This window comes from Rhizobium leguminosarum (assembly GCF_002953715.1).
Classification (GTDB): Bacteria; Pseudomonadota; Alphaproteobacteria; order Rhizobiales; family Rhizobiaceae; genus Rhizobium; species Rhizobium leguminosarum_V.
This window is the reverse complement of the sequence record NZ_CP025012.1, coordinates 4,468,080-4,490,949: the sequence shown is the minus strand read 5'-3', so window position 1 is coordinate 4,490,949 and position 22,870 is coordinate 4,468,080. Positions and strand designations below refer to the sequence as shown.

The 22,870-nt window shown below is 61.1% G+C and carries 15 protein-coding genes; 9 read left to right on the top strand and 6 right to left on the bottom strand.

What is annotated here, in order from left to right:
- Window positions 1-62 precede the first annotated feature (62 nt).
- Window positions 63-2,018 carry an acetate--CoA ligase gene (gene acs / locus CUJ84_RS22230; RefSeq protein WP_105007762.1) on the top strand — a complete coding sequence of 652 codons (1,956 nt, stop codon included), beginning with the start codon at window positions 63-65 and terminating at the stop codon, window positions 2,016-2,018.
- A 103-nt stretch (window positions 2,019-2,121) separates the two neighbouring features.
- On the opposite strand, the gene CUJ84_RS22225 is transcribed toward acs, so the two are convergent.
- Window positions 2,122-2,346, bottom strand: coding sequence for a DUF1674 domain-containing protein (locus tag CUJ84_RS22225; protein ID WP_064649388.1), 225 nt, complete (start codon window positions 2,344-2,346; stop codon window positions 2,122-2,124).
- 110 nt (window positions 2,347-2,456) lie between these two features.
- On the opposite strand from CUJ84_RS22225, the gene htpX reads away from it, so the two are divergent.
- From htpX to purH, 4 genes are all read left to right on the top strand, one after another.
- The gene (htpX, locus tag CUJ84_RS22220) at window positions 2,457-3,422 is read left to right on the top strand and encodes a zinc metalloprotease HtpX (RefSeq protein ID WP_105007761.1); all 966 of its coding nucleotides are present in this window, start codon (window positions 2,457-2,459) and stop codon (window positions 3,420-3,422) included.
- Window positions 3,413-4,801, top strand: coding sequence for an RsmB/NOP family class I SAM-dependent RNA methyltransferase (locus tag CUJ84_RS22215; RefSeq protein ID WP_105007760.1), 1,389 nt, complete (start codon window positions 3,413-3,415; stop codon window positions 4,799-4,801). Before htpX ends, CUJ84_RS22215 begins: the two co-directional genes overlap by 10 nt.
- Window positions 4,802-5,017: 216 nt before the next feature.
- Window positions 5,018-6,691, top strand: coding sequence for a heparinase II/III family protein (locus CUJ84_RS22210; RefSeq protein ID WP_105007759.1), 1,674 nt, complete (start codon window positions 5,018-5,020; stop codon window positions 6,689-6,691).
- Between the two features lie 206 nt (window positions 6,692-6,897).
- Window positions 6,898-8,514, top strand: a complete 1,617-nt coding sequence (purH, locus tag CUJ84_RS22205) for a bifunctional phosphoribosylaminoimidazolecarboxamide formyltransferase/IMP cyclohydrolase (protein WP_105007758.1) — start codon at window positions 6,898-6,900, stop codon at window positions 8,512-8,514.
- Window positions 8,515-8,552: 38 nt separating this feature from the next.
- Here purH and CUJ84_RS22200 read toward each other — a convergent pair whose 3' ends face one another.
- Together CUJ84_RS22200 and CUJ84_RS22195 are read right to left on the bottom strand one after the other, a co-directional pair.
- Entirely contained in the window at window positions 8,553-9,941 is a 1,389-nt protein-coding gene (locus tag CUJ84_RS22200; RefSeq protein ID WP_105007757.1) for an MFS transporter, read from the bottom strand.
- A 27-nt stretch (window positions 9,942-9,968) separates the two neighbouring features.
- The gene (locus tag CUJ84_RS22195; RefSeq protein ID WP_105007756.1) at window positions 9,969-14,744 is read right to left on the bottom strand and encodes an NAD-glutamate dehydrogenase; all 4,776 of its coding nucleotides are present in this window, start codon (window positions 14,742-14,744) and stop codon (window positions 9,969-9,971) included.
- A 276-nt stretch (window positions 14,745-15,020) separates the two neighbouring features.
- On the opposite strand from CUJ84_RS22195, the gene pdxY reads away from it, so the two are divergent.
- From pdxY to CUJ84_RS22175, 3 genes are all read left to right on the top strand, one after another.
- Window positions 15,021-15,896: a pyridoxal kinase PdxY gene (gene pdxY / locus CUJ84_RS22185; RefSeq protein ID WP_026188562.1), complete on the top strand. Its 876-nt coding sequence runs from the start codon at window positions 15,021-15,023 to the stop codon at window positions 15,894-15,896.
- A gap of 71 nt (window positions 15,897-15,967) precedes the next feature.
- Window positions 15,968-16,609 carry a carbonic anhydrase gene (locus CUJ84_RS22180; protein WP_018244137.1) on the top strand — a complete coding sequence of 214 codons (642 nt, stop codon included), beginning with the start codon at window positions 15,968-15,970 and terminating at the stop codon, window positions 16,607-16,609.
- A 96-nt stretch (window positions 16,610-16,705) separates the two neighbouring features.
- Window positions 16,706-18,325 (top strand): GGDEF domain-containing protein, encoded by a 1,620-nt coding sequence (locus tag CUJ84_RS22175; RefSeq protein ID WP_105007755.1) that lies wholly within the window; start codon window positions 16,706-16,708, stop codon window positions 18,323-18,325.
- 51 nt (window positions 18,326-18,376) lie between these two features.
- Here CUJ84_RS22175 and CUJ84_RS22170 read toward each other — a convergent pair whose 3' ends face one another.
- From CUJ84_RS22170 to CUJ84_RS39285, 3 genes are all read right to left on the bottom strand, one after another.
- On the bottom strand, window positions 18,377-19,198 hold the full coding sequence (locus CUJ84_RS22170; protein ID WP_105008276.1) for a lytic murein transglycosylase: 822 nt from the start codon (window positions 19,196-19,198) through the stop codon (window positions 18,377-18,379).
- A gap of 274 nt (window positions 19,199-19,472) precedes the next feature.
- Window positions 19,473-20,507 carry an aspartate-semialdehyde dehydrogenase gene (locus CUJ84_RS22165; protein WP_105007754.1) on the bottom strand — a complete coding sequence of 345 codons (1,035 nt, stop codon included), beginning with the start codon at window positions 20,505-20,507 and terminating at the stop codon, window positions 19,473-19,475.
- Between the two features lie 111 nt (window positions 20,508-20,618).
- A complete protein-coding gene (locus CUJ84_RS39285) occupies window positions 20,619-20,831 on the bottom strand; it encodes a hypothetical protein (protein WP_027682356.1) in 213 nt (70 codons plus the stop codon).
- An 87-nt stretch (window positions 20,832-20,918) separates the two neighbouring features.
- Between CUJ84_RS39285 and CUJ84_RS22155 the strand changes: the two genes are divergently transcribed.
- On the top strand, window positions 20,919-22,673 hold the full coding sequence (locus CUJ84_RS22155; RefSeq protein ID WP_105007753.1) for an alkaline phosphatase: 1,755 nt from the start codon (window positions 20,919-20,921) through the stop codon (window positions 22,671-22,673).
- The last annotated feature ends 197 nt before the right edge of the window (window positions 22,674-22,870 follow it).

Below are 22,870 nucleotides of genomic sequence, written 5' to 3'. Positions count from 1 at the left end.
TTTCAAGTCCGGGCCCTTCCTAGCTCACGCGGCCCGTCGCATGTCCCATGAGGAGGAGTTGCATGTCGGAGAAGATCTATCCGGTCACGAAGCCGGTGAAGGCGCGCGCCCTGATCGATAAGGAAAAGTACCTGAAATGGTACGAGGAAAGCGTCGAGAACCCGGACAAGTTCTGGGGTAAGCACGGCAAGCGGATCGACTGGTTCAAGCCCTATACCAAGGTCAAGAACACTTCCTTTACCGGCAAGGTTTCGATCAAGTGGTTCGAGGACGGTCAGACAAACGTCTCTTACAACTGCATCGACCGCCATCTGAAAACGAATGGCGACCAGGTGGCGATCATCTGGGAAGGCGACAACCCCTATATCGACAAGAAGGTCACCTATAACGAGCTCTACGAGCATGTCTGCCGGATGGCGAACGTGTTGAAGAAGCACGGCGTCAAGAAGGGTGATCGCGTCACCATCTACATGCCGATGATCCCGGAAGCGGCCTATGCGATGCTTGCCTGCGCCCGCATCGGCGCGGTGCATTCGGTCGTCTTCGGCGGTTTCTCGCCGGAGGCGCTGGCGGGGCGCATCGTTGACTGCGAATCCACCTTCGTCATCACCTGCGACGAAGGCGTGCGCGGCGGCAAGCCGGTGCCGCTGAAGGACAATACCGATACGGCGATCGATATCGCCGCTCGACAGCATGTCAGGGTCAGCAAGGTGCTGGTCGTTCGTCGCACCGGTGGCAAGACCGGCTGGGCGCCGGGCCGCGATCTCTGGCATCACCAGGAGATCGCCACGGTGAAGGCGGAATGCCCGCCGGTGAAGATGAAGGCGGAAGATCCGCTCTTCATTCTTTATACGTCAGGCTCGACCGGCAAGCCGAAGGGCGTGCTGCATACGACGGGCGGTTACCTCGTCTATGCGGCGATGACGCATGAATATGTCTTCGATTATCACGACGGTGACGTCTACTGGTGTACGGCAGATGTCGGCTGGGTCACCGGTCACTCCTACATCGTCTACGGGCCGCTTGCGAACTGCGCGACGACGCTGATGTTCGAGGGCGTGCCGAATTTCCCGGATCAGGGCCGCTTCTGGGAAGTCATCGACAAGCACAAGGTCAACATCTTCTACACGGCGCCGACGGCGATCCGCTCGCTGATGGGTGCCGGTGACGAATTCGTCACGCGCTCTTCCCGCTCTTCGCTGCGCCTGCTCGGCACGGTCGGCGAGCCGATCAATCCCGAGGCCTGGGAGTGGTATTACAATGTCGTCGGCGACAAGCGCTGCCCTGTCATCGATACGTGGTGGCAGACGGAAACCGGCGGCCATATGATCACGCCGCTACCTGGCGCCACCGATCTGAAACCCGGTTCGGCGACGACCCCGTTCTTCGGCATCAAGCCGCAGCTGGTCGACAATGAGGGCAAGGTGCTGGAAGGCGCGGCCGACGGCAATCTCTGCATCACCGACAGCTGGCCAGGTCAGATGCGCACGGTCTATGGCGATCACGAGCGCTTCATTCAGACCTATTTCTCCACCTACAAGGGCAAGTATTTCACCGGCGACGGCTGCCGGCGCGATGCGGACGGTTATTATTGGATCACCGGCCGCGTCGACGACGTGCTGAACGTCTCCGGCCACCGGCTCGGGACGGCAGAGGTGGAATCCGCGCTTGTCTCTCACAACCTGGTTTCGGAAGCCGCAGTCGTCGGTTATCCGCATCCGATCAAGGGCCAGGGCATTTATTGCTACGTGACGTTGATGGCCGGTCACGAGGGATCGGATACGCTTCGGCAGGATCTGGTGAAACATGTTCGTGCTGAAATCGGCCCGATCGCTGCGCCTGACAAGATCCAGTTTGCGCCCGGCCTGCCTAAGACCCGCTCCGGCAAGATCATGCGCCGCATCCTGCGCAAGATCGCCGAAGACGATTTCGGCGCTCTCGGCGACACCTCGACGCTTGCCGATCCGGCCGTGGTCGACGATCTGATCGCCAATCGGCAAAACAAGGCAACCGCCTGACATATCGAGCTGGTCCGGTCCGTTCGGTTCCGGAGCGGCCCACTCGCTTCGTTAGCCGGATTCTCGGCTATTTCGATCGTAAGACGCCAATAGGAATATTGACTTAGAAATCAATCGCTCGGCCATTGATTTCGTAATCGCCGAAGCGCGCCGGCTCGGCTCCGCCGCGGCCGCCGATCTCCGGCGGCAGCTCCAGCGGCTTCTGGTTCTTTCGCCGCTCCTCGGCTTCGGCAAGGGCGCGTCTGGCAGCCGGGGACAGCATCTTGCGCGGCGGCTCCGTTCCCTCGGCCATCGGCGTTTCGCTATTGTCGTTATCGGCGTCCTGCATGGCCGTCTCCTGCCGGAAATATTGAAAATGGCTGGTGAATAACCAAATCATAATGCGCCGGTGCCGGGATTAAAAGCTTGTGACGCCGAAATCGGAGATGGAGATCCGCAATGAACCTCGTTCGCACTGCCATGTTGCTTGCCTTCATGACGGCGCTTTTCATGTTTGTCGGCTTCCTGATCGGCGGTCGGGCCGGCATGATGATCGCGTTCGTCATTGCCGCCGGCATGAATTTCTTCTCGTACTGGAATTCCGACCGGATGGTGCTTTCGGCCTATCACGCGCAGGAGGTCGATGAGCGCAATGCGCCGGAATTCTTCCGGATCGTGCGCGATCTCGCCCATAATGCCGGCCTGCCGATGCCGAAGGTCTATCTCTACGACAGCCCGCAGCCGAATGCCTTCGCCACCGGCCGCAATCCCGATAATGCCGCCGTCGCCGCCTCGACCGGCCTGCTCGGCGCCTTGTCTCCCGAGGAGGTCGCAGGCGTGATGGCGCATGAACTGGCGCACATTCAGAACCGCGACACGCTGACGATGACGATCACGGCAACACTTGCCGGCGCGATCTCCATGCTCGGCAACTTCGCCTTCTTCTTCGGCGGCAACCGCGAGAACAACAACAACAATCCCCTCGGCTTCGTCGGCGTCCTCGTCGCGATGATCGTGGCGCCGCTCGCCGCCATGCTGGTGCAGATGGCGATCAGCCGCACGCGCGAATATTCGGCAGACCGCCGCGGCGCCGAGATCTGCGGCAACCCGCTCTGGCTCGCTTCGGCGCTCGGCAAGATCGCGCGCGGCGCTGCCCACGTGCCGAACGCGGACGCCGAGCGCAACCCGGCGACGGCACATATGTTCATCATCAATCCGCTCTCCGGCGAGCGTATGGACAATCTGTTCTCCACGCATCCGAACACGGAAAACCGCATCGCTGCGCTGCACGACATGGCGCAAGCCGGCATGAATGTCTCGACGTCGCCGGCTCGTGCTGCTAATCCGTCGCGCAAATCGCGCTCTGTTCCGGATACGGGTCTTGGTCGCGGTGGTTCGCAACCGCCAAAAGGTCCGTGGTCTTGAATTCAGACGGCACGAAGAAACCATTCCGCAAGCATAAGCCCTCCACTGAGCGATCTGCGCCTGATAAGCCCGGTCTGCAGGCCCGGGCCGCGGCGGCAAAAATTCTTGCAGCCGTCGTCGACCGCAAGCTGCCGCTCGACGGTGCTCTCGATCATGAACACGGCAATCCGGCCTATAGGGCGCTCGGAGAAAGCGACCGGGCGCTCGTCCGCGCCATCCTGAACACGACGCTGCGTCATCTGCCGCGCATCGATGCCGCGATTGCCGCGTTGCTGGATTCGCCGCTGCCGGAGGGCGCAAGGGCGCTGCATCACGTCCTCGCCATCGGGGCGGCGCAGATCCTCTATCTCGATGTGCCGGATCATTCGGCTGTCGATCTTGCCGTCGAGCAGGCCAATCTGGATCCACGCAATCGCCGTTTCGCCAAGCTGGTCAATGCCATCCTCCGCCGGCTCGGCCGCGAGAAGCAGCAGGTGCTTGATGAGATCGGCAAGGTCGCGCCGATGCCGGCCTGGTTCATTGCCAGGTTGGAAAAGGCCTATGGCCGGGATGCGGCGCTGGCGATTTCGGAATCCCAGCTCGAACCGGCCGCAATCGATCTGACCGTCAAGTCCGACCCGGAAGGCTGGGCGAAGCGGCTTACCGGCGTCGTCCTGCCCACGGGCGGCGTGCGGCTCGCCGCCTTCGAGGGTGGCATTCCTTCGCTCGAAGGCTTCGATGAGGGCGCGTGGTGGGTGCAGGATGCGGCAGCAAGCATCCCGGCGAAACTGTTCGGCAATCTCTCCGGCAAACACACCGCCGATCTCTGTGCTGCGCCCGGCGGCAAGACGGCGCAGCTCATCCTTGCCGGCGGCGCAGTCACCGCACTCGACCAGTCGGAAAGCCGGCTGAGACGGCTTCGCTCGAATCTCGACCGGCTCGGCCTCAAGGCGGAGACGATTGCGGCAGACCTGACGACATTCGAGCCGGCGGAACGCTTCGATGCGATCCTGCTCGATGCTCCCTGCTCTTCTACCGGCACGACACGCCGGCACCCTGACGTGTTGTGGACCAAGGGGCCCGAGGATATCGCCAGGCTGGCGGCGCTGCAGGAGCGGCTGCTGCGTCATGCGCTGACATTGCTGCAGCCGGGTGGCACACTGGTTTTTTCGAATTGTTCGCTCGATCCTGTCGAGGGTGAGGAAGTCGTCGCCCGTGTTCTTTCCGATACCGATGCGGTCGAGCGCGTTCCGATCGGCGCCGGTGACTGGCCCGGCCTTGAAGCGGCGATCACGCCGCTCGGCGAATTCCGCACGCTTCCCACCATGCTGAAAATGCCTGATGGCATCGGCTCCGGCCTCGACGGCTTCTATGCGGCTGTGCTGCGGCGCGTGGCCTGATTGCAAGGCTCGAGCGCTCGCGGCGAGCCTGCACTATACGGGGTGCTTTATAGCCTCGTGTCACGCATGCCGTTCTCCAAAACCCCCCGCATGATTTCAGGTGAAACGCGTTAATTTGCGTATATTCGAACCTTGTCACGAATTAATTCATTGCGGACGATGAAATCGGCCGCTTTTCACCTATTCTTAACCACGAGGGTCAATAGACAATAGAATATGCAGTCCGGTCGGCGTTTTGCGAGCATGTATGTTCGGGAGGCTTGGCGGCGCGCCTTGCGCCGCGTCGCGTTGCTGCGCCTGAAGCTCTTTCGTCATTCGATCAAGGTGCCTGAGCGTCTGATCGTCGCGCCGACCGATCTCCGCAGCATCGATCCACATGTGGCCGACGAGATCCTCAACGGACGGTTTCTTCTGGCCGGGCGCATGCTGGAAACAAACGGAAAGTCGCCCTTCACCTTCACCCTGCCCTCGCGCCCCTTCGCGACGCGTCTTCACAGCTTCGGCTGGCTGCGGCATATGCGGGCGAACAAGACGGAGCGTAGTTCGGCTGCGGCCCGCGCGATCGTCGACAGCTGGCTTTCCATCCATGCCGGTCGCATGGAGGGGATTGCCTGGGAGACCGACGTCACCGCCCAACGCGTTATCGCCTGGCTGTCGCATTCGCCGGTGGTGTTGCAGAACGCCGACCGCGGCTTCTATCGCCGCTTCATGAAGTCGCTGGCGTTCCAGGTGAGGTTCCTGCGCCGCATGGCGCCGTTCACCCTCGGCGGCTTGGAGCTGTTTCGGTTGCGTATCGCGCTCGCCATGGCCTCCGTCGCCATGCCGGCGCGCGCCTCCACGCTGAGAAGGGCGGCGCAGGCACTCGACCGTGAATTCGATAGCCAGATTCTGCCAGATGGCGGACATGTGTCGCGCAATCCGCGCGTCGGGCTGGAACTGCTGCTCGATCTGCTGCCGCTCAGGCAGACCTATGTCAATCTCGGCCATGACCTGCCGCAGAAGCTGATCTCCGGCATAGATCGGATGTATCCGGCATTGCGGTTCTTTCGCCATCAGGACGGGGATCTGGCGCTGTTCAACGGGGCGACCTCGACGCTCGCAAACGAGCTGATGTCGGTGCTGCGATATGACGAAACCGCCGGCCAGCCGTTCAAGGCTTTGCCGCAGTCGCGCTATCAGCGGCTTTCCGGGGGAAAGACGGTGATTATTGCCGATACCGGCACGCCGCCTTCGGGAGGCGCACTTCGGACCGTGCATGCCGGCAGCCTCTCCTTCGAGATGTCGTCCGGCCGCCATCGCTTCATCGTCAATTCCGGTTCGCCGAAATTTGCCGGGCACCGTTATGTCCAGATGGCGCGCACGACGGCGGCGCATTCGACCGTCATCCTCCACGACACGTCATCCAGCCGTTTTTCGCCCTCACCCTTCCTTAATCACGCGATCACCGAACCGGTGAGAACCATCACTGTCGAGCGCGCCGAAACCGAGGACGGACGCGACGGTATCAAGCTCAGCCATGACGGTTATCTCAGGGTGTTCGGGGTGCTGCACGAGCGTGAGCTGACACTCAATGCCGCAGGCTCGATCGTGACGGGCCGCGACCGGCTCGTCGTCCGCGAAGGATATGAGCATGACGAACCTTTGAAGGCCGTCGCCCGTTTTCATATCCATCCCTCGATCGTCCTGCATCAGAGTGACGGGGAGTCCGTGCTGCTGACGGCGCCGGACGGCGAAAGCTGGCTGTTTTCGGCGCCCGGCAATGAGGTGCTGATCGCTGAGGACATCTTCTTTGCCGACAGCTCCGGCATCTGCGGTTCGGACCAGATCGAAATCGACTTCGATCTTGCCGAAAAGACGGAAATCCGCTGGTTCCTATCTCGCAAAAGCTAGAGGCGGATGATTTTAGGCCGAATGGCCAAGGATTGGGATCGCATCCACAGCAAGGAAGTAAGGTATGATGCGAGCCAAAAATGGCTCGTGCTTTTCGACATCTGCTCTGCCGCCTGTTTGCGCGGCGGCAAACCTGTGCTAACGCGGCGCCAGCATGCGAACATCCCTCGCGGATGTCCTCCCGAAGCCCGAACGGAGAAGGTTTCATGGCCGTCATTTCCAAGAAGATCCCCGCCCCCGACAAGGTCGAAATCAAGACCGCGCTCATCTCCGTCTTCGACAAGACCGGGATCGTCGAACTCGCCCAGGCCTTGTCTGCCAGAGGTGTGCGCCTGCTCTCGACCGGCGGCACTTATAAAGCGATCGCTGCGGCCGGTCTTGCCGTCACCGATGTCTCCGAAATCACCGGTTTTCCCGAGATCATGGACGGGCGCGTCAAGACGTTGCACCCAATGGTGCATGGCGGCCTGCTGGCGATCCGTGACGACGGCGAACACCAGGATGCGATGAAAACACACGGCATCGAGGGCATCGACCTCGCCGTCATCAACCTCTACCCTTTCGAGGAGGTGCGCGCCGCCGGCGGCGACTATCCGACGACGGTCGAGAATATCGACATCGGCGGTCCGGCGATGATCCGCGCATCGGCCAAGAACCATGCCTATGTGACGACCCTGACCGATCCGGCCGATTATGCCGAGCTGCTGGAGCAGCTTTCCGCAGATGACGGCAAGACCGCCTATGCCTTCCGCCAGCGTATGGCCGCCAAGGCCTATGCCCGCACCGCCGCCTATGATGCAATGATCTCCAACTGGTTCGCCGATGCGCTATCGATCGACACGCCGCGTCACCGGGTGATCGGCGGCGCGCTGAAGGCGGAGATGCGCTACGGCGAAAACCCGCATCAAAAGGCCGCCTTCTATGTGACCGGCGAGAAGCGCCCGGGTGTTTCGACAGCCGCTCTTCTCCAGGGCAAGCAGCTCTCCTACAACAACATCAACGATACCGATGCCGCCTACGAACTCGTCGCCGAGTTCCTGCCTGAGAAGGCGCCGGCCTGCGCCATCATCAAGCACGCCAATCCCTGCGGCGTCGCCACCGGATCCAGCTTGGTGGAAGCCTATCAGCGGGCGCTCGCCTGCGATTCCGTTTCCGCCTTCGGCGGCATCATCGCGCTCAACCGGACGCTGGATGCCGAAACGGCCGAGGAGATCGTCAAGCTTTTCACCGAAGTGATCATCGCGCCCGATGTCACGGAGAAGGCAAAGGCGATCGTCGCCCGTAAGCCGAACCTGCGGCTGCTGTCCGCCGGTGGCCTGCCTGATCCGCGTGCCGCGGGCCTGACGGCAAAGACCGTTTCGGGCGGCCTGCTCGTCCAGAGCCGCGACAACGGCATGGTCGAGGATCTGGAACTCAAGATCGTCACCAAGCGCGCGCCGACGGCACGGGAACTTGATGACATGAAGTTCGCCTTCAAGGTCGGCAAACATGTGAAATCGAATGCCGTGGTCTATGCCAAGGACGGCCAGACCGCCGGTATCGGCGCCGGCCAGATGAGCCGGGTCGATTCCGCCCGCATCGCCGCGCTGAAGGCCGAAGAGGCCGCCAAGGCGCTTGGCCTTGCAGTGCCGATGACACATGGCTCGGCGGTCGCCTCCGAGGCCTTCCTGCCTTTTGCCGACGGTCTTCTGTCGATGATCGCCGCAGGGGCGACGGCGGTTATCCAGCCGGGCGGTTCGATGCGCGACCAGGAAGTCATCGATGCCGCCAATGAACACGGCGTCGCGATGGTCTTTACCGGCATGCGCCACTTCCGGCACTGAGTGATTGCAGGCCGCCGCAGATCGGACAGAGCTGATCGCTATGCCCGATCGGCCGGATAGGGTGTCCGGAACAAGAGCACCAGTCCGCCGGCAAGAAACAGGATCAGCGTGGCCATCCCGAGCCGCGGTGATCCGCTCATATAGGTCACCAGCGAGAAGAGCAGCGTCGCCATGAAACTCGTGGCGCGGCCCGAAAGCGCGTAGATGCCGAAGTAGCGGCCGGCTTCCTCCGGACTGACGCTGCGGGCGAGATAGGAGCGCGACGAGGCTTGCACCGGCCCGAAAGCGAGCCCGATCAGCAGACCATAGAGGATATAGGCCTTTTCCGCCGCAGTACCGAAAAGGCCGCCGGAATCGGCCGTCGGCAGCGGCATCAGTCCGAACAGGGTGTAACCCGGTCCTGTCGAGATGATGCCGATGGTGGCGAGAAGCAGCATGGTGAGGCTGATGACGACAGTCACCTTCGAACCGACGCTCTTGTCGACGCGGCCGGCGATCAGGCAGCCGAAGATCGCGACGACATTCAGGATGATGCCGTAGATGCCGATCTCGATCGTCGCCCAGCCGAACATGCCGGCCGCGAAGATACCGCCAAGGATCAGCAGGCCGTTGACGCCGTCCTGATAGATCATGCGGGCGATGAGGAATGTCAGGATGCCGCGGCGTTCTCTGAGTTCGCCAAGCGTGTTTCTGAGTTCCCGCAAGCCGGAGCGGACGGCAATGCCGAAGGGAAGACCCCTGCCGACATCCGGCGTGAAGAAGAACATCGGCAGGATGAAGATCAGATACCAGACGGCCGAGATCGGCCCGGTGATGCGTGCATCCTGACCGGTCTCAGGATCGAGGCCGAATAGCGGATCGAGACCGAGGACGGTCTTGCCGGTCTCGGGGCTCGCCGCCAAAAGCGTCACGACGGCAATGAGCACGATGATGCCGCCGAGATAACCGAGCCCCCAGGCGGTGTTGGAGAGCTTTCCGACCTCGTGCTTGCCGACCAGGCGCGGCATCATCGAATCGTTGAAGACGATCGAGAACTCGGCCGAGATCGAGGCGAGGATCATGAAAATGACGGGATAGACAACAGGCGAACCGGGGGCGGCAAACCACAGGCAGAAGAGGCTGGCGATCTTGATGATCGCGAAGAAGCCGATCCAGGGTTTGCGTGCGCCGGACTGGTCGGCGATCGAGCCGAGGACGGGTGAGAGCAGGGCGATGATCACCGAGGAGATCGTCGCCATGTTGCTCCAAGTCGTCTGCGCGGAAACCGGGTCATCGGTCAGGCGGGAAACGAAATAGGGTCCGAAGATAAACGTTGTGACCACGGTGAAGAAGGGTTGTGCTGCCCAATCGAAGAACATCCACCCCCAGATGCCCTTCTCCGTGGCCTTCGGCGGTTGCGTTCCTGTCCAGTCAATGCGATTCAACATCCGCTCCTTCTTTTGACGCGGACTGTCTCACCTCGCCCGGTCGCGCGCAAGATCGGTCAGGATACCTGCAGCAACGGTAATACGCGCAAGGTTGGGATCGCCGCCGTCGCTGAGGCTTGAGAGCTCCTCGAGGATGCGGTTGATGCGGATGCGATCCTGCGCATGCCAGGCTTGAACGGGAAGCTTTTCCTTGCCGTGATCGGAAAGAGCCGAGATGACGATGTCGCGTCTTGCGCTGGCGATCTGGTCGATGCTGCGGGCAAGCGCCAGATTCTCATAATGGTCTGAGGTGAGGATCCGCCCGCCCGCCGCCAGCAGTCTGCCGATACGGAAGGTCTGCGACACCGCGAAGTAGTTTTCGGCGGCGCGCACCAGGGGCTCGCCGGTGCGTTCGGCAATCTGCATGATCTCCGGCACCAGCGCGAAGCTCTGCAGGTTGGCGATCTCGGCCGCGAGTTTTTCGGGCACGCCCGCCTGGCTATATTCCGCTTGACGCGCGGCGGCATCGCCGGCCGACTGTTCGGCGAAGGCAGGCTTCAGTTTCTTCAGAGCAGCCTGCAGCCGGCTAATCACTTCTGCCATATCCGCCTTGGTCATACCGGTCTTCAACAGCAGGCGCGTCAGAACGGTGAAACTATGGCTGATCTCCTCGTAGATCCGGTTCTGCATGTCGCCGGAAACCTTGCCGTCGAGAGCGTCGGTTTCGGCCCAGAGCCGGGTCAGGTCGAAACCGTCGCGGGCAACGATTGCGGCGCGCACCACTTCCGGTGCCGAAGCTGCCGTCGCGTCGATCATGGCGACGGTGAAACTTGGCCCGCCACGGTTGATCGCTTCGTTGGCAAGCACGGTCGCGACGATTTCGCGCTTCAGGCGGTGACTGGTGATATCGCCGGCATTCGACTTCTGCATCTTCACAGGGAAATAATTCAAAAGCGTCGCGATGAAATAGGGATCGTCAGGCAGATCGCTTGCGGCCAACGCGTCGAAGAGTACGATCTTGGCATAGGATACCAGCACGCCGATTTCCGGCCGCGTCAGTGGCTTGCCGGCCGTATAGCGTTCGGCCAGCGTCTGGTCGTCCGGCAGTGTCTCGACCTTGCGGTTAAGATGGCCGGCGCCCTCGAGCACAGTCATGAAGCGGCCAAGCTGCAGACCGTTTGCCGTGCCCTTGCGTTCCGTCAGTGAGATCGCCAGCGACTGCAGGTAATTGTTGCGCAGCACCAGGGACGCCACTTCGCTGGTCATCGAAGAAAGAAGCTGGTCGCGTTTTGCGCGCGTCAGGCGTCCGTCATGCATGGCGGCTGCCAACGCGATCTTGATATTGACCTCGACGTCGGAGGTGTTGACGCCGGCCGAGTTGTCGATGGCGTCGGAATTGCAGCGCCCGCCTTTCAGACCGTAGGCGATGCGGCCCTTCTGGGTGACGCCGAGGTTTGCGCCCTCGCCGATCACCTTGGCGCGCACTTCCACCGCGGTGATGCGGATCGGGTCGTTAGCGCGGTCGCCGACTTCGGTGTCGGTTTCAGACGGCGCTTTCACATAGGTGCCGATGCCGCCGAACCAGAGCAGGTCGATCGGGCTCTTCAGGATCGCCATCATGATCTCGAAGGGTGTGGCTACGGCCTTGTCGATGCCGATCGCGGCAACCGCTTCCGGCGTCAGCGTGACCGATTTCGCTGCGCGGGAAATGATCATCGCACCCTTCGACAGCACACTCTTGTCGAAATCCTGCCAGCTCGAACGCGGCAGGTCGAAGAGCCGCTGGCGTTCGGCCAGCGTCTTTTCCATATCGGGGTCGGGATCGATGATGATGTCGCGGTGATCGAAGGCGGCAATGAGCCGGATTTTGGGAGAGAGCAGCATGCCGTTGCCGAAGACGTCGCCCGACATGTCGCCGACGCCGGCGACGGTGAAGGGCGTCGTCTGGATATCGATGTCCATTTCACGGAAATGGCGTTTCACGGTTTCCCAGGCGCCGCGGGCAGTGATGCCCATCTTCTTGTGGTCGTAGCCGGCCGAGCCGCCGGAGGCAAAGGCGTCGTCCAGCCAGAAGCCGGCCTCCTGCGCCAGTGCATTGGCGGTGTCGGAGAAGGTCGCGGTGCCCTTGTCGGCGGCGACGACGAAATAAGGGTCATCACCGTCGAGCCTGACCGTATCCTTCGGCGGCACAATATCGGCGCCCGATATATTGTCGGTGATCGAAAGCAGCGTGCGGATGTAGGTCTTGTAGGCCTCGCGGCCGGCGTTGAAGATCTCGTCGCGGCTGCCACCGACAGGAAGCTTCTTCGGATAGAAACCACCCTTGGCGCCGACCGGCACGATCACTGCGTTCTTGACCTGCTGGGCCTTGACGAGGCCGAGCACCTCGGTGCGGTAATCCTCGGCACGATCCGACCAGCGAAGGCCGCCGCGCGCCACCTTGCCGAAGCGCAGGTGCACGCCTTCGACCTCGACGCCATAGACGAACATCTCGCGGAAGGGTTTCGGCTGCGGCAGCCCGTCCACCAGATGCGGATCGAGCTTGAAGGCCAGCATCGGTTTCGGCGAGCCATCCGGGTTCTTCTGGAAATAATTGGTGCGCAACGTCGCATCGACGATATTGACGTAGCGGCGCAGGATACGGTCGTCGTCAAGACTTGGCACGTTGGCAAGCTCGGTCTCGATCGCCTGATGCAATTCGGAAAGCTTCTTCACGCGAGCCTTCTCGGAAAGCCTGGTGTCGAGCGTGTCATGGAAGAGACGGAAGATGGCAGCGGCGACACCGGGATATTTGTCGAGCGTCGTTGCGATATAATCCTGCGAATAGGCGATGCCGGCCTGGCGGAGATAACGCGCATAGGCGCGCAGAACGTTCGTCTCGCGCGCGGAGAGCCCGGCCGAAAGGATCAGCCGGTTGAAGCTGTCATTGTCGATCGTGCCGGCGAAGGCGGCGACGAAGGCTTCCTCGAGGGCGGCGCCGTAACGCTGCAGATCGATCTCGCCGCCGTTGCGGGCCTCGAGTTCCATGTCGTGCAGCACGACGAGTTTGGTTTCTCCGTCAGCGGCAGGCACCCCGATGTCGAAGGTGCGTTCGCTGACGACATTGAAGCCGAGATTCTCGAGAAGCGGCACTCGGCGCGACAGCGCCAGCTGGCCGCCGGCGTGAAAGATCTTCAAGGAAAGGGTACGGCCCTGTTCCTCCTGGCGATGGTAGAACTGGATGCGAAGCGGCTCGCCGGCGGCGCAGGCGCCGATATCGGCGAGGTCGGCCACGGTTTCCTCCGGGGTGAAGGAATCCTGGAAGGCTTGGTCGACGGATATCTTCGGCGCCTTGGCCCCGGCCAGCGCCTCAAAACGGCCGTCCCATCTGGCGGTGATCTCGCGGATCGCCTGCTCGAGCTTTGCCTGCGGAATGCGCGGCGTCTTGCCGCCCGAGCGGCCGATGATGAAATGCACGCGCGCCACGCCGCCTTCCGGGAAAGCCGGGTAATAGGCGGAGACACGGCCGTCATAGACAGTCTTCAGATAGGTGCCGATCCGTTCGCGAACGATCGAGTCATATTCCTCGCGCGGTACGTAGATGATCACCGAGACGAAGCGGTCGAAATGGTCGATGCGCGGCAGGACGCGCACGCGCGGCCGATCGGCCAAGTCGTTGATCTGTTCGGCAAAACTTGCAAGCAGCGTCGTGTCGATCTGGAAAAGGTCGTCGCGCGGATAGGATTCCAGCGTGTTGTCGAGCATGCGGCCGGAATGGCTCATCGGGTCAAAGCCGAAATGTTCCTTCACTTTTTCGATCTTGGACCGTAGCAGCGGGATTTCGGAGGCGAGCGACGTATAGGCCGTCGAGGTGAAGAGGCCGACGATGCGCAGTTCGCCGGTGACGTTGCCCTCAGCGTCGAAGCGCTTGACGCCGACATAATCCATATAGGCCCGGCGATGGACGATCGATTTCACATTCGCCTTGGTGACGATCAGGAAGTCGGGGCCGTCGAGGAAGGCAAGGATCTCAGGCGTTGTCGTTACGGCGTCCTTGCCGGTGCGCAGCACCAGAACATCGGGATTGGAGAGGATGCCGAGGCCAGCACCCTTGTCGCGCTCGACCTTGGCATCGCTCCCCTTGCCGGAATAGACATATTCCCGCATGCCGAGGAACGTGAAATTCTCATCGCGCAGCCAGGTCAGGAAAGCGACGGCTTCGTCGCGATCGGCCTTCTTCCGGCTGGCGCCATTGGCCGCAAGCTCTGCGATCACTCCGTCGATCTTGGAAAGCATCGGCTTCCAGTCGGAAACCGACAGGCGGACCTGCTCGAGCACTTTTTCGATGCGTTTGACGAGATCGGCGGCCTGGGCGGAATTGAGCGGCGCAATATGAAGCTGGATATGGCTGACGCGGTTGGTCGGATCGCTTGGGTGATCGGCGGAATAAAGCGCCGGCGCCTTGCCCTTTTCCATGATCAGGATGGGATGCACGGCCATGAACAGGTCGCGATAGGTGCTCGTCACTTCGCCCATGACCGATTCAAAAAGAAAAGGCATGTTCTGGTCGGTGACTGAAAGCACCGAGACCGCGATGCCATCAGGCGTCACATCGGCAATGGTGTCGATGCCGACACGAGGCACCTTGCCGTTCCAGGCGGCGAGTTCCTTTGCCGAATGCACGGCGGAGAGTGCCAGCATTTCCGGCGTGTAGAGTTCGAGATCGTCATTGCTTGCCCGGCCGAAGAGAATTTCCGGATCGAGATGCGCCTCACCCGTCGCCTTGGCGATCTTGCGCGCGCTTTCGATCTGCTTTTCCCGTTTCGGATTGTTTCTGGCAGCCATGGATCGCCTCCCTCAATGTCTGATTTTTCGCAAGCTAGCAGAAGATTCCTCGAAAAAATCTCTAAAAGAGCGGTCCGAAGGATTGTTTTGGCGCTTTTTTGGCACTGGAAATGAGAAATTGTAAGAGATTTTCCGCTTTCGTCGTCAAACGAAAGGGAAAGTCCCGTCTTCCGGTTTTTCGTTCCGGCGAACATTTCCACGCTCGCATGAAGAATGGTTGACAGCGTGACGTCAAAAAGATCATCAAACGCGGTCATCATTCGGATCTTGGATATCATGTCGGAAAATGCAGCGGGCGCAGTCATCGTCATTTCCAGCCATGTGGTGCGTGGCTCGGTCGGAAACCGGGCAGCCGTCTTTGCATTGGAGACGCTCGGTCATCCGGTCTGGGCCATGCCGACCATCGTGCTGCCCTGGCATCCCGGCCACGGCCGCTCGACACGACTGACCTTTGCGGAAACGGATTTCGACGCGGCGATCGACGATCTGATCCGCGCGCCCTGGATCGGCGAAGTCAAGGCGGTGCTTTCGGGCTATTTCGGCAATGCCGCCCAGGCGCGCTCCGTCGCTCGGCTGATCGGTGCGCTCCGGCAAAACAATCCCGAGCTGCTCTATGTCTGCGATCCCGTCATGGGCGATCTCGGCGGCCTTTATGTGCCGGAAGCGACCGCGGAGGCCATTCGCGATCATCTTATTCCGCTCGCCTCGCTCGCGACGCCGAACCGGTACGAGCTCGCATGGCTTTCGGGGGCGGCCCTCGAAGACAACAGCACGATCATGGAGGCGGCGCTCGCGCTCGGACCATCGCGCATGCTCGTCACTTCAGCCGTGCCGATGATGGCGGGCGGTACGGGCAATCTTTATCTTTCCGGTCGCCACGCGCTTCTTGCCGAGCACCGTGTCGTCGAAAACCCGCCGAATGGTCTCGGCGACCTGCTCGCCGCCGTCTTCCTGTCGCGCCTGCTTTCCGGGCTCGAGGACGAAAAGGCGCTGCAGCTTGCCACGGCCAGCGTCTTCGAGGTGCTTGCGCGGGCCGTCAAGCGCGGCAGCAACGAGTTGATGCTGGCAAGCGATGCTTCCAGTCTTTCGACGCCGATGGCCATGGTGCAGATGCGCCGGCTCGTGCACCCGGCGCAGCGGCGGAAAAAGTGACGCATCTGCCAATATGTTCATTTTGCGGTGCAGCAGTTGATCTTGTCGTCCGCGCGCGCTAATCCAGAAGCATGCAGCGTTTTCCAAACCCTCTTCTGGACGGCTATCGCAACTTCATGAACGGGCGCTATTCCGACGCCCGCGACAGGTATCGGCAGCTTGCCGAAAACGGTCAAAGTCCCCATACGCTTGTCATTGCCTGTTCGGATTCTCGCGCGGCACCGGAGCTGATCTTCGATGCCGGCCCGGGCGAGCTCTTCGTCATTCGCAACGTTGCCAACATGGTCCCGCCCTACGAGCCGGATGGCCATTTTCATTCGACCTCGGCCGCACTCGAATTTGCCGTGCAGGTGCTGAAGGTCTCGGATATCGTCGTGATGGGTCACGGCCGCTGCGGCGGCATCCGCGCTGCGCTCGATCCGAATGCCGAGCCATTGTCGCCTGGCGACTTCATCGGCCGCTGGATGTCGCTGGTCAAGCCTGCCGCCGAGCAGATCCAGAGCAACGACGTGATGACGGCCGCCGAGCGACAAACGGCGCTGGAGCGTGTCTCCATCCGCAATTCAATCAACAATCTCAGAAGCTTCCCCGACATTAAGGCCCTCGAGGAAGCGGGAAACCTTCATCTCCACGGCGCCTGGTTCGACATTTCGACCGGTGAACTCTGGGTCATGGACGCCGAGACACGCGACTTCATTCGTCCCGAAATTTAGGGACATGCCAGTTTATCACTTTTTTAAGGATTGTTGTTAAGCTCGCCGTCAATTGGTCGCGCACGACCGAGGTTTTGATCACCGTGGCGATTGGCGATGAAGTTCGAAACCATCAAAAAGGTTATCCTGGCCGCTATCATGCTGCCCTTCGTCTTCATGCTCATTGAAGGCGTCGTCGTCATTCGGGCTTCGGTCACACAATACCGGGATCTCGAAAAGGACCGGCAGTTTGCCGATGTGCTTGCCCGTGGCGGGTCCATCGCCGCCACCGAGATCCTGAGTGAAATTGGCGCCACCCGCCGCTACCTCGCGCGTCCCAACAGCGGGACTGCCGCCGACATGCAGCAAAGCCGGGTGACGCTCGATCGCGAACGCCGTGCTTTTTATGCCAGCCTGCCCTCCCGCGATGCGCTCGACGAGGGGCTCGTCGGCGAATTATCGATTCTCAGCCTTGCCTACAGCCGCATCATCGCTGCGCGCAGCGCCGTCGACCAAGGGCGTTATACCGGCAGCGATCCCGGTTCCATCTACTGGTATGCGGCTCTCAAGCAGCTTGCCGTCGTCGATGCGCTTTCACCGCTGATCAGCGATCCGGTGCTGCTTGAGAAATCCAACCAGCTGATGGGCATCCTGCTGACCTATTACGGCGAAAGGCTGATTACCGGCGTTGGCACCCGCTACCTCGATCACGGTGTTTCCGCCAGATTGCCGGTGGAGCTGTTCGTACAGGGCAAGGTCATGCTCGGTGAGGGCATGGATCATATGGTCTTCCATTCCTCCGCGCCGATCGTGCGCGAAATCGTTGCCTATCTCGGCCGCAGCGGCCAGGTGAAGGCAAATGCGATCACCGATGCCATTCTCGCCGGATCGCGGCCGACACGGGCCGTGCACGACGTCTGGGCCGCCGCGCAGAGCGAACGCATGACCTTCCTGCAGCAGAAGATGATCGAGGCCGCAAAAGATATTCACGAGACCGGCGAAAATCTTTCGATGCGCTCGCACATTCACCTGACGCGGATCCTGGCGCTGTGTGCCGGCTTGCTGATTCTCGCCACATTGGTGATGGTGCTGGCGGCAAAGGGGCTGCGGCTGATCGACCGGCTGACGCAGGATCGGGAGACGCTGGTGGGCGAGTTGCGTAGCGCCGCCCAGACCGATCTTCTGACCGGCCTTTACAACAGGCGCGGCTTCGAGGTCGCCGCATCGGCGCTTCTGACACAGGCCGAGCATGGGTCGCGCTGGATTTCCGTGGTGCTCTTCGACCTCGATCATTTCAAAAAGATCAACGATGTTCACGGGCATGACGCCGGCGATGCCGTGCTCCGGCAGGTCGCGGGCGTTGCGCGTGAGAATTTTCGTTCCTTCGATCTGTTGGTGCGCCATGGCGGCGAGGAGTTCCTGGCGCTTCTGCCGGATTCGACGCCCGACGATGCCGCAATCGTTGCCGAGCGCGTGCGGCTGGCAATCGAGGCGACGGAAATCCCCCTGCCGAGCGGCGATGTTCTCAAGGTGACGGCGAGTTTCGGATGTGCCGGACGGGCGAATGAAGCCACCAACCGGAACTTCGAGGATCTGGTCAAGCGCGCCGACCTGGCGCTTTATGCCGCCAAGGCCTCCGGCCGCAACTGCGTCGTCTCAGGACCAATCCTGCCGGCTCCGGCCCAAGAGGAGCGACGCAAGACGGCGTCGGGCGGCGGCTTTGATTTCCGCAAATGAAAAACGCCGCATATCGCAGCGGCGTTTTTGGGTATTGGTGTCGATGAAGGCTTATCTGCCGTCGATCTGCTGGCCGATATAGGCGATCGCCTGCTGGTAGACGCTGGCGGCGTTCCAGCCCTGGATGGCGACGAAATTCGGCTCTCCAGGCTGATAGCCGGCGCCGGCGCGCCAGCCATGACCCTTGAGGAAATTCGCTGTCGAGGCCAGCGCATCGGCGCGGGAGCCGACCATGTCGACGCGGCCGTCGCCATCGCCGTCGGCGCCGAAACGCACGACATTGCGCGGCAGAAACTGTGTCTGGCCGATTTCACCATGGGCGGCACCCTTGGCCTGCGGGCTCAGATAACCCTCGGAGACGAGCTGGAGCGCGGCATAGAGCTGGTCGGTGAAATATTCCGAACGACGGCAGTCATAGGCAAGGGTTGAAACAGCCGACAGCGTATGCTGGTTGCCCATATAGCTGCCAAAACCGGTCTCCATGCCCCAGATCGCAATCAGCGGGCCGGCCGGAACGCCGAAACGGCGCTCGATCGAGGCAAAAAGCGCCTGGTTGGCGGCCTTCATGCTGCGGCCGCGGGAGATGACCGTGGCACCGCCGCGTTTCTGCATGAAAGCGTCGAAGGAGAGCTTGAAGCTCTTCTGGCCGCGGTCGGCGGCGATCGTCGGTTTGTTGTAATTGACGTTGGCGAAGGCGCGGTCGAGGACCGAGCGGCTGACGCCGTTTGCCGCCGCTTCCTGCTTGAAGTCGGCGACCCAGGCAGTGAAACCGCTGCTATTATTGCCGCATTGGGCGCCCTGGGCCGCTGCCGGCAGCGCGTGGAGAACGCCGGCTGCCGTAAACGTCGCCAGAAGGAATGTTGTCATGCGCATGAGGAACCCCGCTCCGGTCTGCTGAAGCGCGCCGCGGCCGATCGGGACCATGCGACGCGCCTTAAATCTTCGTTCTGTTCATATCGTTGCCCCAAAACCGCTACACGGTCTCGGGCGGCATAGCTTGGCTTGACGCCGGGCAGAATGCCAGCCGAAGGCGATTTTGTCACGATCACCTTTTAGTAAGCGCTTATGGATAGAGGGCGCCTACGGCTCGGCAAAAAGCCCTGCCTTCATCAGCAGGGCTTTAACATATTATGGTTTACAAATGGTATCAGGCGGCCTGCTTGCGCGGCTTGACAAGGCCGCGATTGACGAGCAGCTCGGCGATCTGGATGGCGTTCAACGCAGCACCCTTGCGCAGATTGTCGGAGACCACCCAGATGTTGAGGCCGTTTTCGACCGTCGCATCCTCGCGGATGCGCGAGATGTAAGTCGCATCCTCGCCCGCGGATTCATATGGCGTGATGTAGCCGCCGTCCTCGCGCTTGTCGATGACGAGGCAGCCCGGTGCATCGCGCAGGATGTCGCGGGCCTGGTCGGCAGTGATCTCGTTTTCGAATTCGATGTTGACCGATTCCGAATGACCGATGAAAACCGGCACACGCACTGCCGTGCAGGTCACCTTGATCTTCGGGTCGAGCATCTTCTTCGTCTCGGCCAGCACCTTCCATTCTTCCTTGGTGTAGCCGTCCTCCATGAAGACGTCGATGTGCGGGATGACATTAAAGGCGATACGCTTGGTGAACTTCTTGTTCTCGATCGGATCGGCAACGAAGACGGCGCGCGTCTGGTTGAACAGCTCGTCCATGCCGTCCTTGCCGGCGCCGGAGACCGACTGGTAGGTCGAGATGACGACACGCTTGATCTTGGCGAAGTCGTGCAACGGCTTCAGCGCCACCACCAGCTGGGCGGTCGAGCAATTCGGATTGGCAATGATGTTGCGCTTGGTGAACTGGCTGATGGCATCCGGGTTCACTTCCGGCACGATCAGCGGCACGTCGGCGTCGTAGCGCCAGGCCGAGGAATTGTCGATAACGATGCAGCCCTGCTGGCCGATCTTCGGCGAGAACTTCTTGGAGACCTCGCCGCCGGCCGACATCAGGCAGATGTCGGTATCGGAGAAATCGTAATTCTCCAGATTGGAGACCTTCAGCGTCCGGTCACCGAAGGAAACTTCGGTGCCCTGCGAACGCGAGGAGGCGAGTGCCACGACCTCATCGGCGGGGAAGCCTCGCTCGGAGAGGATGTTGAGCATCTCCCGGCCAACATTTCCGGTCGCTCCCGCAACTGCTACTTTGAAACCCATTTCTCAAGCTCTCTTTCTCTTCTCTCCTCTTGTCCGGTGAGGGGAAAGGCGCGATTAATCGCGTCTTCCTGTCCCCAGCCGAGCCGGGGAGAGAGCGGCAGGCCAGAGACGTCAGACGGTTTTCGTCGTCGTTTTGGCCTTGATTTTGGCAGAAACCGGAACGGCAATGTCCACCCCGGCAACCCGTGCCCGGTCATTGCATTCGGCAATGGCGTGTTCGTCGCGAACCATGGAGATTCCTTTTCCGATGTTGCTCTTAGAAGGTTTTCCACAGGAGTCAAGGTTTTTGCGCTTAGAGCCCGCAGGCGAAAGCGGCCGCCGCAATGCTGCGACGTTTTGTCATGCCGCTGTCATCCTCGGGAGGTATCCCGGCCCAGTTGTTAATGTCTGCAACGAAAACGGGGGTTTTCCATGCGTACGCTTCTTGCCGCCTTTGCGGCCACCACCATCCTTGCGGGCGCCGCTCAGGCGACGACGGTCTATCCGCTTGATCGCGCGACGATTCTTGCCGGTTCACCGTTTGATTTCAAGGTCGAGCTCAACAAGCAGGTCAAGCCTGAAGACGTAAAGATCACCGTCAATGGCCAGGACTACAAGACCGTGCTTGGGGGCGAGGCGCAGTTCGTCGAACTGGAAAAAGGCAAGGATGACAAGGCTCTCGGTTCCGCTATCCTGCTGCGCGGCCTGAAGATTTCCGCTCCCGGCGACTACAAGATTGAAGTCGCGGCCGGAGACGAAACGAAGTCTGTCACCTGGAACGTTTACGAAACAGCAGCCCAGCCGAAGGCCAAGAACATCATCTTCCTGCTGGGTGACGGGCTTTCCGTTGCGCATCGCACCGCTGCCCGCATCATGTCCAAGGGCATGACTGAAGGGAAGGCGAATGGTCGCCTGAATATGGACGATCTCGAGCGTATGGCTTTTATCGGCACGTCGGCGACGAATGCCGTCGATACGGACTCGGCCAACACCATGTCGGCTTACATGACGGGTCACAAGACGGCCGTCAATGCGATCGGCGTTTACGCGGACCGTACGCCGGCCTCGCTCGATGACCCGCGTGTTGAAACCTTCGCAGAAGCCGTTCGCCGCTTGACCAAGAAGTCGATCGGCATCGTTGCAACGGCAGAGGTTGAAGACGCCACACCAGCGGCGGTTGTTTCCCACACCCGCAACCGCAACGACAAGGCCGACGTCGTCGGTATGCTGCTCGACGTCAAGCCGGAAGTCCTCCTTGGTGGCGGCTCGGCCTATTTCCTCGGCAAGGAAGTCGCCGGCTCCAAGCGCAAGGACAATCAGGACTACATTAAGCAGTTCCAGGATGCCGGCTACAAGCTTGCGACCGACAAGAACGAACTCGCAGCCAATGCATCGGCTGAAGGCAATCTCCTCGGTCTCTTTCACACCGGCAATATGGACGTCACGCTTGATCGCGAGTTCCTGAAGAAAGGCACCGTCGACAAGTTCCCGAACCAGCCGGGTCTCGTCGCCATGACCAAGGTTGCGCTCGACCGCCTTTCCAAGAATCCTGATGGTTTCTTCCTGATGGTCGAAGGCTCCTCGATCGACAAGATGTCTCATCCGCTCGATTGGGATCGTGCCGTCTACGAAACCATCGAATTCGACCAGGCCATCGGCGTTGCCCGCGAATTCCAGAAGGCCCATCCGGACACGCTGATCGTCGTCACCGGCGACCACACGCATGGCGTATCCATCATCGGTACCGTCGATGATGAAAAGCCCGGCACGGAAATGCGCGAAAAGGTCGGGACCTATGCCGAGGCCGGCTTCCCGAACTACAAGGACGAAAACGGCGACGGCTATCCCGATAAGGTCGACGTCAGCCGCCGACTGTTCCTGAGCGCCAATAACGGCCCCGATCACTACGAGACCTTCCGTCCGAAGCTCGATGGTCCGTTCGTTCCGGCTGTCCAGAACGAAAAGAAGGAATATGTCGCCAACGAGCAGTATAAGGATGTTCCCGGCGCAGTCTTCGTTCAGGGCAATATCCCGAAGACCGGCGATAGTGGCGTCCACGCCGTCGACGACGTCGTCCTGCAGTCGGCAGGTCCTGGCGCTGAAGGTTTCCATGGTTACATGGAACAGAGCGACGTCTATCGCGTGCTCGCCGATACCTTCGCTCTCGGCTCCAAGCAGACGAACTGATCTCCAGATGCGGATGATTTTAGGCCGGCTCGGCCTAAAATCTGAATCCGCATCTAAATCAAAGAAATGGAGCATGATGTCGTCCGAAAATCGCGCACACTTTTCGGCATCATGCTCTGGCCCATCCGGCTAGGCCGCTTGCCGGCCTTGCCTCTTTCACCGATCATGGTCCCGGCCGTTCAGCGGCCGGGATTTCA

Coding starts and splice junctions, on each gene's coding strand:
- acs (WP_105007762.1), top strand. CDS start 63: ATGTCGGAGAAGATCTATCCGGTCACGAAGCCGGTGAAGGCGCGCGCC.
- CUJ84_RS22225 (WP_064649388.1), bottom strand. CDS start 2,346: ATGCAGGACGCCGATAACGACAATAGCGAAACGCCGATGGCCGAGGGA.
- htpX (WP_105007761.1), top strand. CDS start 2,457: ATGAACCTCGTTCGCACTGCCATGTTGCTTGCCTTCATGACGGCGCTT.
- CUJ84_RS22210 (WP_105007759.1), top strand. CDS start 5,018: ATGCAGTCCGGTCGGCGTTTTGCGAGCATGTATGTTCGGGAGGCTTGG.
- purH (WP_105007758.1), top strand. CDS start 6,898: ATGGCCGTCATTTCCAAGAAGATCCCCGCCCCCGACAAGGTCGAAATC.
- CUJ84_RS22200 (WP_105007757.1), bottom strand. CDS start 9,941: ATGTTGAATCGCATTGACTGGACAGGAACGCAACCGCCGAAGGCCACG.
- CUJ84_RS22195 (WP_105007756.1), bottom strand. CDS start 14,744: ATGGCTGCCAGAAACAATCCGAAACGGGAAAAGCAGATCGAAAGCGCG.
- pdxY (WP_026188562.1), top strand. CDS start 15,021: ATGTCGGAAAATGCAGCGGGCGCAGTCATCGTCATTTCCAGCCATGTG.
- CUJ84_RS22180 (WP_018244137.1), top strand. CDS start 15,968: ATGCAGCGTTTTCCAAACCCTCTTCTGGACGGCTATCGCAACTTCATG.
- CUJ84_RS22175 (WP_105007755.1), top strand. CDS start 16,706: ATGAAGTTCGAAACCATCAAAAAGGTTATCCTGGCCGCTATCATGCTG.
- CUJ84_RS22170 (WP_105008276.1), bottom strand. CDS start 19,198: ATGCGCATGACAACATTCCTTCTGGCGACGTTTACGGCAGCCGGCGTT.
- CUJ84_RS22165 (WP_105007754.1), bottom strand. CDS start 20,507: ATGGGTTTCAAAGTAGCAGTTGCGGGAGCGACCGGAAATGTTGGCCGG.
- CUJ84_RS22155 (WP_105007753.1), top strand. CDS start 20,919: ATGCGTACGCTTCTTGCCGCCTTTGCGGCCACCACCATCCTTGCGGGC.